General features: G+C 68.1%; 7 protein-coding genes. 6 read left to right on the top strand and 1 reads right to left on the bottom strand.

What is annotated here, in order from left to right; all coding sequences use genetic code 11:
* Window positions 1-28 precede the first annotated feature (28 nt).
* Together ACIQTX_RS18220 and ACIQTX_RS18215 are read left to right on the top strand one after the other, a co-directional pair.
* Entirely contained in the window at window positions 29-4,180 is a 4,152-nt protein-coding gene (locus tag ACIQTX_RS18220; protein WP_402974881.1) for an HtaA domain-containing protein, read from the top strand.
* A 198-nt stretch (window positions 4,181-4,378) separates the two neighbouring features.
* Complete coding sequence (locus ACIQTX_RS18215; RefSeq protein ID WP_105527727.1) at window positions 4,379-4,693, top strand: potassium transporter Trk; 315 nt, start codon at window positions 4,379-4,381, stop codon at window positions 4,691-4,693.
* 128 nt (window positions 4,694-4,821) lie between these two features.
* Here the strand turns inward: ACIQTX_RS18215 and ACIQTX_RS18210 are convergent, their stop codons facing one another.
* Window positions 4,822-5,427: a zinc-binding alcohol dehydrogenase gene (locus ACIQTX_RS18210; protein ID WP_402974878.1), complete on the bottom strand. Its 606-nt coding sequence runs from the start codon at window positions 5,425-5,427 to the stop codon at window positions 4,822-4,824.
* An 86-nt stretch (window positions 5,428-5,513) separates the two neighbouring features.
* On the opposite strand from ACIQTX_RS18210, the gene purM reads away from it, so the two are divergent.
* Genes purM through ACIQTX_RS18190 form a run of 4 tightly spaced genes read left to right on the top strand, consistent with a single transcriptional unit; the run spans window position 5,514 to window position 10,792 of the window.
* Entirely contained in the window at window positions 5,514-6,644 is a 1,131-nt protein-coding gene (purM, locus tag ACIQTX_RS18205) for a phosphoribosylformylglycinamidine cyclo-ligase (protein ID WP_028503133.1), read from the top strand.
* Window positions 6,645-6,650: 6 nt separating this feature from the next.
* Window positions 6,651-8,123, top strand: coding sequence for an amidophosphoribosyltransferase (gene purF / locus ACIQTX_RS18200; RefSeq protein WP_028503134.1), 1,473 nt, complete (start codon window positions 6,651-6,653; stop codon window positions 8,121-8,123).
* Window positions 8,120-9,433, top strand: a complete 1,314-nt coding sequence (locus ACIQTX_RS18195; protein WP_402974874.1) for a CynX/NimT family MFS transporter — start codon at window positions 8,120-8,122, stop codon at window positions 9,431-9,433. Before purF ends, ACIQTX_RS18195 begins: the two co-directional genes overlap by 4 nt.
* Window positions 9,434-9,454: 21 nt before the next feature.
* On the top strand, window positions 9,455-10,792 hold the full coding sequence (locus ACIQTX_RS18190) for a Fic family protein (RefSeq protein ID WP_402974871.1): 1,338 nt from the start codon (window positions 9,455-9,457) through the stop codon (window positions 10,790-10,792).
* The last annotated feature ends 8 nt before the right edge of the window (window positions 10,793-10,800 follow it).

Here is a 10,800-nt window from a genome sequence, read left to right as displayed (position 1 = left end):
TTTCGCGCGCCCGGAGCCGTGGAGAATCGTGAACGCCACAGCCACAGCATCCTCAGGGGGCGGCCGCATACGCGTGCTGCTCGCCGCCTTCGTCTCTTTCCTCCTCATCGCGGCCGGCGCGGTGATCGTCCCGCCTGCGCATGCCGCCGGCGCGACGGTGACGGCCGCGATCGCCTCCGCCGACACTTCCGGTGCGAGCGTTCAGGTGCAGGCGAGCGGTCTGCCCGAGGTCGAAGGCGCATACGCGGCTCTCATCGTGAAGGGCACGGAGTCAGGTCTCACCGGTGGGGGCGGGTACGCCGCATTCGTGATGCCGACCGTCGCCGGAGGGGCGAGTACGTTCACACTCGTCGCGCCGGCCGGCTCGCTGGACCGCACGAAGACGTACGAGGTGCTCGTGTGGCAGAAGCACTCGAACCCGAACGAGACCACGATCTACGGCCGGGGCGACGTCGCCATCTCGGCTGGGCAGTGGGATGCCGTGTTCGGCCCGGTCCCCACCGACCCGGGAACGGACCCGGGCACCGATCCTGGAACCGAGCCTGGGACCGACCCGGGCACCGACCCCGGCGTGACCCCGCCCGCCTCCGCCGCGATCGAGGTCTTCCTCGCCGACGGCACCACGCCGGCCGCAGGCGCCGCACTCAAGGCCGGCGACAAGGTCGTCGTGAAGGGATCCGGCTACGACCCGACGGCGAACCTCGGTACCGAGGGGCGTGGCGTGCCCATTCCGAAGCACCTCCCGCAGGGCACCTACGTGGTCTTCGGCAACTTCGCTTCGGCATGGCAGCCGTCGGCCGGCGCTGCACCGGCGACGCGGTCCTCCGGATCGCAGGTCTGGGCTCTGGCCGAGGGTGTGCTGAACCAGGTGCCCGCGCAATACCAGAGCGCGATCCGTGCGCAGTGGGTCGACATCGCCGCCGACGGCACGTTCCAGGCGACGGTGACCCTGAAGGATGCGGCGACGTCACCGGGGTCGTACGGGATCTACACGTATGCCGCCGGTGGCGTGATCAACGCCGATCAGGAGCGCAGCGTCGCCCTGAACTACACCGAGGCTCCGGCCGTCTCCACGGTCGTGAAGTCGGCGACTGCGAAGGACGGCCTGACGGTCACGGCATCCGGCTCGAAGCTGGGTGCGATCACCGGCGCCTACGTCGCGGTGATCGAGAAGGGCACCGAGGCGAACGTCACCGGCGGCGGCGGGTTCCTCGCGATGCAGTACGTGCGCCCGATCTCCGGCGGCGTCTTCACGGTCGACCTGACCGCCGTGGCCGACAAGCTCGACCGCACCAAGTCGTACGAGGTCATCGCGTGGAAGCAGCACTCGAACCCCGATGCGAGCACGATCTATGCGCGCTCGACCATCTCCGTCACCGACGCGCAGTGGGAGGCCCTGAAGCCGGCTCCGGTCTCGGCGGCGATCGAGGTGTTCCTCGCCGACGGCACGACACCCGCCGCAGGTGTCGCGCTCAACGCAGGCGACAAGGTCGTCGTGAAGGGCTCGGGCTATGACCCGACCGCGAATGTCGGCGGACGCGGGATGCCGATCCCGGCACACCTCCCGCAGGGCACCTACGTGGTCTTCGGCAACTTCGGCTCGGCGTGGCAGCCCTCGACGGGTGCGGCATCGTCGACCCGCTCGGTGGGCGCGCAGGTCTGGGCTCTGGCCGAGGGTGTGCTGAACCAGGTGCCGGCGCAGTTCCAGGGCGCGATCCGTGCGCAGTGGGTGGACATCGCCGCCGACGGCACGTTCCAGGCGACGCTGACACTGAAGGATGCCGCCGCGACCCCCGGATCCTACGGCGTGTACACCTACGGCGCCGGTGGCGTCGCGAACGCCGACCAGGAGCGCAGCGTCGCCCTGAACTACGGTGACGCCTCGGTCATCACGTCCACGGTGAAATCGGCGAGCGTGAAGGACGGCCTGACCGTCACCGCTGCGGCTTCGAAGCTCGGTGCGATCACTGGCGCCTACGTCGCGGTGATCGAGAAGGGCACCGAGGGGAGCGTCACCGCCGGCGGTGGGTTCCTCGCGATGCAGTACGTGCAGAAGATCACGGGCGGCACGTTCACGGTGGATCTGACGGCCGCGGCCGACAAGCTCGACCGCACGAAGGCGTATGAGGTGATCGTCTGGAAGCAGCACTCGATGCCCGATGCGAACACGATCTACGCCCGAGGCGCCGTCACCGTCAGTGACGCGCAATGGGACACGCTCTTCCCGGCGGGGCCGACCGTGAGCACGACGGTCAAGGCTGCGACCGCGAAGGACGGCCTGACCGTCACAGCAGCGGCCACGAACCTCGGCGAGATCCCTGGCGCCTATGTCGCCCTGATCGAAGCCGGCACCGAGGGCAAGGTGAGTGCCGATGGCGGGTTCCTCGCGATGCAGTATGTGCAGAAGGTCACGTTCGGGGCCTTCGCGGTCGATCTCACGACTGCGGCGAAGAACCTCGACCGCACGAAGTCGTATGAGGTGATCGTGTGGAAGCAGCACTCGAATCCGGACGCGAGCACGATCTACGCCCGCTCGACCGTGACGATCACCCCGCAGCAGTGGGACGCACTGCTCGACGTGAAGGTGCCGGAGGTGCCGGAGACGCCCGTCACCCCGACGAATCCGCCCGCGAACGTCCCTGGCGGATCACTCCGCTGGGCGATCTCGTCGTCGTTCACGAACTACATCACGGGCGACATCGCGAAGGGCTCCATCGCGGTCTCCGACGGCGCGACCCGTTCGGGTGGACAGTTCCAGTTCGGTCAGACCGTCGGCGGGGACTTCGACGTGAACACCGGCCTCGGCAGCGTCGTCTACCGCGGCTCGGTGCGCTTCACCGGTCACCAGGGCGTGCTCGATGTGACCGTGTCGAACCCGCAGATCCGCATCACCTCGGCATCGGCGGCGACACTGTACGTCACGAGCGGCGGCGCACAGGTGCCGTTCGCGACGCTCGACCTCTCCAACGCGGCGCGCATCGCGGCCAACGGCGCCGTGACCTACACGGCGGCACCCGCGACGCTGACGGATGCCGGACGTGACCGCGTGCTCGCCGGCTACGGGACCGCGCTGAACCCGGTGACATTCACGATCGGGTCCGTCGCGGCGGCGCCGGCCGGTTCGAGCGGAACAGTGGCTGCCGCTGTCGTGAAGCCGAAGACCACCCTCCCGGCCACCCCTCCGGCGACCGAGGGCATCGAGGCCGATGAGGCCAACCTCGCAGCCCTCGGAGCGGGCCAGCCGGCCACGGTGTCGGCATCCGGATTCCGGGCGAACGAGCAGGGCATCAAGGTCGTCGTGTACTCGACGCCCGTGCTGCTGGAGACGGTGACGGCCGACGCGAACGGCGTCGCGACCTGGTCGGGTGCGCTGCCCGCGAGCCTCGAGGACGGCGAGCACACCCTCACGTTCCAGGGGTCGGTGAACCGCGGCCTCGCGTTCACGCTGAGCCGGGCGACGACGGTGGTAGGTGTCTGTACCGTCGAGGGCGCCACGCTCAAGTGGGGCTACAAGGAGTCGTTCCGTACCTACATCGAGGGCATCGCGAAGGGTGGCTGGACGCTGACCGACGTGACTTACCAGTACCCCGACTACGTGTGGGAGAACGGCACCGGATCGTTCGACGACAAGACGCTCACCGGGCTCGTCACCTACGGCGGCAGCATCACCTTCACAGGTCACGACGGTGCGTTGAACACGACCCTCGCCGGTGCACGCATCGAGCTCGCCGGAGACAAGGGCTACATCGTCTTCGATGTGACGGGCACGACGCAGGGCGGCGAGAGCATCGACCAGAAGAACGTCCGCCTCGCGGAGTTCGCACTCGGAGATGCGGCAGTCGTCGACGGTGCGCTGACACTCGACGCGCTTCCGACCACCCTGACCGAGGCCGGTGCGGCCGCGTTCGGCACCTACGCCGCCGGCGAGGAGCTCGATCCGGTCACAGCCGTGATCCCGGTCGGCGCGGACTGCGGCGTCGCCGAGGAGAAGCCCGAGACCGACTCCGAGGTCACAGCATCGGTCACCACCGCGAACGAGCCCGCTGCGTCCGAAGACGCTCCGGTGTGGCCGTGGATCATCGGCGGCCTGGTGGTCGTGGCGCTGGCCGCGACCGGCGGCGTGTTGCTCGTCCGCCGCAACCGGAAGGACGAGACCGCCGAGACGACGACCGAGGTCTAGTCGAGGCGCAACACGGAACGGCCCTCCCTGCGGCGGACGCGGGGAGGGCCGTTCTGCGTCTCCGGTGTACGGATGTCGGGACGATGAACGGATGCAGGGAGGAATCGGCCTGCGCGAGCCTGCATCCCTCCGATCTCCCGACCGATGCGTACGCAGACCCCGGCACACAGCATCCGTCGGTGGTGGGACAATGGAGGCATGGCCCCCACCGATTCCCACCAGACCGTCGAGGCGACCGTGCGCCGTGTGCCGCGGTACGGCGTGCTCATGGGCATCGGCGTCGTGGTCGGCGTCATCGCGGCCGGCATCCTCACCTGGGCCGGCAGCTTCGACGAGTCGCAGGCGCTCGACGTCGTCTACCCGCCCGGCCAGGTGTTCGGCTTCCTCCTGCTGTGGACGGTGCCGATCGGAATCGCGCTCGGAGGCGTCGTCGGCCTCATCATGGAGCGCATCGCCCGCCGTCACGACCGGGTCGTCCGGGTCGACCGCGAGACCGTCGTCGACGAGGACTGACCCCCTCCACCTGCCGCCGAGTGCACGGCTTGTCGCCGAGTGCACGGCCTCTTTGCGCAGGTATCCCGTGCATTCGCAAGCAAGCCGTGCACTCGGCGGGGACGGTAATCCCCTGGAAGCTGCGGGGGCTACGCCAGTTCGGCGATCACCGGGCGGATGGCGGCGTCGAAGGCCACCACGTCTCGGCGCAGGCCGTCGGTCACCGCGACCGTGAGCGCGCCGATCCACCAGATGCCGCGCTGCGAGAACGGCAGCACCTGCACGTTCAACTCGAACGAGTGGGCGCGCCGTCCGACCTCGCGCTCGAACTCCGCGATCGCGCTCGCATAGGCGCGGTAGGCGTCGCCGCCGGTGTGGCTCTTCATCGAGTTCACGTAGCGGTCGTGCGCGGCGCGTGCGTAAAGCAGAGCGGATGTCGCCTGCGGAGCGATCGCCGCAGACAGCTCTTCGGCCCCTGAGGCGGGCAGCGCGACCAGGGTGTCGAACCCGTCGATGAGTTCCAACGGCACCTCGGAGGGATGCGCGCGGGGCTCGACCGTCATGTCCCAGTAGTCCCGCCACTGCGACTCGACCTCGGGAGAGGCGTCCACAGCATCCGGTGCGCGCACGGCCAGCTCGCGGAGCGACGGGAGGTCTTCAGGGACACGGATCCCGAGACTCTGCCGCAGGGCGAGCGCGACGAGCACCGGAACGCTCGCGTCTTCGCGGATGAGCCACTGCGGCTTGTCGGACATGGCCCCATCGTAGGCGGGTCGGGGGTCCGGATCCGAGGTCTGTCTTCGCGGAGAGTCGGGCCTGCTGCGGGCGGTAGGCTGGTGACGTGGCTGCCTCCCCCACCAATCCCTATTCCGAAGCCGGCGTCGACACCGCTGCAGGTGATCTCGCCGTCGAGCTGATGAAGTCTTCCGTGCGCGCGACGCACGGTCCCGAAGTGCTCGGTGGTGTCGGCGGGTTCGCCGGCCTGTTCGATGCCAGTGCGCTGCGCGATTTCCGTCGCCCGCTGCTTGCGACCAGTACCGACGGCGTCGGCACCAAGGTCGCGATCGCGCAGGCGATCGACAAGCACGACACGATCGGGCAAGACCTCGTCGGCATGGTCGTCGACGACATCGTCGTGGTGGGCGCGAAGCCGCTCTTCATGACCGACTACATCGCCTGCGGCAAGGTCTTCCCGCAGCGCATCGCCGACATCGTGCGCGGAATCGCCGAAGCGTGCTCCGCCACCGGCACCGCCCTCGTCGGCGGCGAGACGGCCGAGCACCCCGGTCTGCTCGGTCCTCGCGACTACGACGTGGCGGGAGCTGCGACGGGCGTGGTCGAGGCCGACGCGATCCTGGGCGCCGATCGTGTGCAGGACGGCGATGCCGTGATCGCGGTCTCGTCCAGCGGACTGCACTCCAACGGCTACTCGCTCGTGCGTCACATCGTGACCCGCGCCGGCATCGGCTACGGCGACAACGCCGCCGACTTCGGCACCACCTGGGGCGAAGCCCTCCTCGAGCCGACGCGGCTCTACACGCTTCCGCTACTGCGCCTCATCGAACAACTCGGCTCCTCCGCCGGCACCGGCGGCGTGCATGCACTCAGCCACGTCACCGGCGGCGGCATCGCGGCGAACCTCGCCCGCGTGCTCCCGCAGGGCAGCTGGGTAGAGGTCGACCGCAGCAGTTGGTCGCCGAGCCCCGTCTTCCGTGTGCTCAGCGACATCGCCGGCTCCACGCTGGAGTCGGCCGAGGGCACCTGGAACCTCGGCATCGGATTCCTCGCGGTGGTCGCCGCGGAGAAGAAGGATGCCGCGATCGCTGCGCTGAACGCCGAGGGCATGCCCTCCTGGCAGGTCGGGACCGTCGGCTTCGGGCCGCGTCCGGCCGGCGAATTCGAACAGGGCGCCAAGGGCGTCGACGGTGGAGCAGTGCGCCTGGTCGGCGCCTACGCGGACGGAGCGAAGTAAGAGCCCATGTGCGGCATCGTCGGAATGGTGGGCTCTGCCCCGGTCAATCAGGACATCTACGACGCACTCCTGCTGCTGCAGCATCGCGGCCAGGATGCGACGGGCATCGCGACGGCGGAGTCGAACGGGGTGATGCACAACGCCAAGGCGCAGGGCATGGTCCGCGAGGCATTCCGCACCCGCGACATGCGAGCGCTGCTCGGCAACGTCGGGCTCGGACACGTGCGCTACGCGACCAAGGGCACGGCATCGAACGAAGAGGAGATGCAGCCGTTCTACGTGAACGCGCCCTACGGCATCATCCTCATCCACAACGGCAACCTCACCAACACGCGTGAGCTCACGGCCGACATGGCCAAGCGCGACCGCCGCCACCTGAACTCCTCGAGCGACACCGAGCTGCTGCTCAACGTGCTCGCGGGCGAACTGCAGAACACGACCTCGACGGTCGACCTCGACCCCGAGCGTGTCTTCGAGGCCGTGGCCCGCACGCACGAGCGCATCGAGGGCGCGTACGCCGTGATCGCCGTGATCTCCGGCTACGGTCTGCTCGCCTTCCGCGACCCGTTCGGCATCCGTCCCCTCATCCTCGGCCGTCGTCCCTCGACGGTGCCCGGTTCCGAAGGGCGCGACGAGTGGGTCGTCGCCAGTGAGTCGCTCGTGCTCGAGAACGGCGACTACGAGGTCGTCCGCGAGGTCGAGCCCGGCGAGGCGATCTTCATCACCACCGAAGGCGAGCTGCATTCCAAGCAGTGCGCCACGGCGGCGACGCTCGCGCCCTGCGCCTTCGAGTACGTCTACCTCGCCCGCCCCGACTCCGTCATGAACGGCATCTCGGTGTATGAGTCACGTCTGCGCATGGGTGACCGCCTCGCCGACACGATCGCCAAGCACGTGCCGATGGACAAGATCGACGTCGTGATGCCCATCCCCGACTCCTCGCGCCCCGCCGCGATGGAGGTCGCCCGTAAGCTCGGCATCGAGTACCGCGAGGGCTTCTACAAGAACCGCTACGTCGGTCGCACCTTCATCATGCCGGGGCAGGCCGTGCGCAAGAAGAGCGTGCGCCAGAAGCTCAACGCCATGTCCACCGAGTTCCAGGGCAAGAACGTGCTGCTCATCGACGACTCGATCGTGCGGGGGACGACCTCGAAGGAGATCATCCAGATGGCGCGGGATGCCGGCGCTGCCTCGGTCACCTTCGCCTCTGCAGCCCCTCCCGTTCGGCACCCGCACGTGTACGGCATCAACATGCCGTCGCGCCAGGAGCTCATCGCACACGGGCGGACGATCCCCGAGATCGCCGAGGTGCTCGGCTGCGACCACCTCGTCTACCAGGAGGTCGAAGACCTCAAGGCCGCGATCATCGAGGGCTCGGTGCTCACCGATCTCGACATGAGCTGCTTCGACGGCCGGTACGTGACCGGCACCGTCTCGGATGAATACCTGGCCTGGGTGGAGGGGTCACAGACCTCATGACGATGCCGAGCGCACGACCGCTGTGGCAGGGTCGGGCTCTCGCACTCGTGGGGATCGTCCTGGTGGCGTTCTCGCTGCGCTCGGCGGTCGCCTCCCTGTCTCCGGTGATCGACCATGTCGCCGAGGACTTCCCGGTGTCTCCGGTCGTCGTCGGCCTGATCGGTGCCGCACCGCCGGTGTGCTTCGCGATCTTCGGTCTGCTCACACCGCTGTTCGAGCGTCGATTCGGGCTGGAACGGATGGCCGTGGCAGCCATCGCGCTGATGGCCCTCGGCCTGCTGCTGCGCGGCTTCGCCGTCGACTCGACGACGCTGCTCGCGGCGACGGCGGTCGTGTTCGCGGGTGTCGGCTCCGGCAACGTGCTGCTGCCGCCACTGGTCAAGAAGTACTTCCCCGATCGCCTCGGGATCATGATGACCATCTACTCGACCACCATGGCGGTGTCGACCTTCCTGCCTCCGCTGGTCGCGGTGCCGGTGGCCGACTCGCTCGGCTGGCGGGTGTCGCTGGGCATGTGGGGAATTGTCGCGGGGATTGCGCTCGTGCCGTGGGTGGCACTGCTGCTGAAGAACGGTTCGCGGGCGGGCGAGCCGGTGAAGACGGAACTGCTCGTCCCCGATCCCACCGACGGCGTCAATGACATGCAGGATGCGGTGGCCGTCGCGACCGGTCCGATCTCGACTTCTCCGGCGAACCGTCGGTACTTCGCCCGCCTCTGGCGCCTCCCCCTCGCCTGGGCGCTCGCGATCGTCTTCGGAGCCTCGTCGACGATGGCCTATGTCTCCTTCGCGTGGATGCCGACCATGCTCGTCGACATCGGCGGCGTCACTCCGGCGACCGCGGGTTTCCTGCTCTCCCTGTTCGCGCTGATCGGTCTGCCGTGCTCACTGCTCGTGCCGATCCTGGTCGTCCGCTTCCAGGCCACACGTCCGCTCTTCTTCGTGGCCGTCGGCGGCGGACTGGTCGGGCTCGCGGGTCTCCTGCTCGTGCCGACCGTCGCCCTGCCGCTGTGGGTGAGCATCTTCGGTCTCACGGCCATCATGTTCCCGCTCAGCCTCGTGCTGCTCAGCATCCGTGCCCGCACACCCGAGAGCGCTGTGGCGTTGAGCGGGTTCGTGCAGAGCATCGGCTATGCGATCGCGGCGACCTTCCCCCTGCTGATCGGGCTGCTGCACGAGACGACCGCGGGCTGGCAGATCCCGCTGCTCGTCATCGCTGGTGTCCTGATCGTCGCGATCCCCGCCGGCATCGTCGCGGGTCGTCGTCGCACGGTCGAGGACGAGTGGGAGCACCGGCACGGCCGCTGGTGAGTCCGTGGGCCGAGCCTTGGCGTGGCGTCGAATGCAGGAACACCGCGCACTTTAGTCCTGTTTATTGACTATAAGTGGGAATACGCACAGACTTGTTCCCACATGCTCGGTGAGCGAAGCGGAACGAGGTACCCGATGGAGCACACGCCCGACGCGTCTGCGGCAGTGACGGCGTGGCCGGCTCATGTCGTCGAGACGCGTCCCTGGCGCCAACAGTTTCGCAGCGGGACCAAGGCGGATCGAATGCTCAGTCATGTCGATGCCGCGATCCCACCCTTCATCGCTGCGCTCGACTACTCACCGCCGCTCTCGCTCATCGGAGAGCTGGAAACGGCGCTGATGTCGATCACCCGAGCGGACGCGGATGCAGAGGGGCACAGCGTCGCGGTGTCGCGTTTCATGATCCGGAGTGAGTCGGTGGCGTCGTCGAAGATCGAGCGCATCGCCGCATCGGCCGAAGACTATGCCAAGGCGATTGCGGGGAACCGGAGCAACTCCAGTGCGACGAGCATGGTCGCCGCCAGCCGAGCTCTACACGCACTGGTCACCGGCGTGGGCGACCAGAACGCATTCACGCTCGAGGGAGTGCTGTCGGCGCACCAGGCGCTGATGAACGACGACCCGCGCGAAGCGAATTACGCAGGCCGCCTGCGTGACATGCAGAACTGGATCGGTGGCAGCGATCACTCTCCGCGTGGCGCGCTCTACGTGCCGCCGGCGCCTGAACGCGTCGCCGAGCTGATGAGCGACTTGATCGACTATCTGAACCGAGACGACGTGCCGGTGATTGTGCAGGCGGCGATCGCTCACGCGCAGTTCGAATCGATCCATGCCTTCACAGACGGCAACGGACGAATAGGTCGCGCGCTCGTCAGTGCTTCCCTGCGTCGGCGTGGTGTCACCCGGAACGCCGTCGTACCGCTTGCCAGTGGGCTTCTCGCCCAGCGTGAGGGTTACTTCGACGCGCTCACCGCCTACCGCCGAGGCGAAGCCGGTCCGATCATCTCGCTCTTTGCAAAATCGGCCAGGGTGGCCGCGGTGGAGTCGCGCGACTCCATCGCAGCCATCAAGGTACTTCCGAGTGAATGGCGTGAAACCTATCGTCCGCGGACGGGATCGGCCGGAGCTGCTCTGATCGAGGCGTTCTACGATCATCCGGTCATGAGCATGGACGATATCGAGCGGCTTGATCTGGGAAGCAGCTCCCGGATATACGCGGCAGTGGAGGACATGGTCGCTGTCGGAATCCTGCGCGAGATCACCGGGCGCATCCGCGATCGCGTATGGGTCGCGTCGGAGCTGATCGCGGAACTCGATGACCTCGACCGACGAATCCAAGCCGGCATGCGCCGAAGGTGAGGACGAGA

Origin of the sequence: Microbacterium sp. NPDC090281 (assembly GCF_044769635.1) — a bacterium.
Taxonomy (GTDB): Bacteria; Actinomycetota; Actinomycetes; order Actinomycetales; family Microbacteriaceae; genus Microbacterium.
The sequence above is the reverse complement of the archived record's forward strand: the minus strand, read 5'-3'. Positions and strand labels throughout refer to the sequence as shown.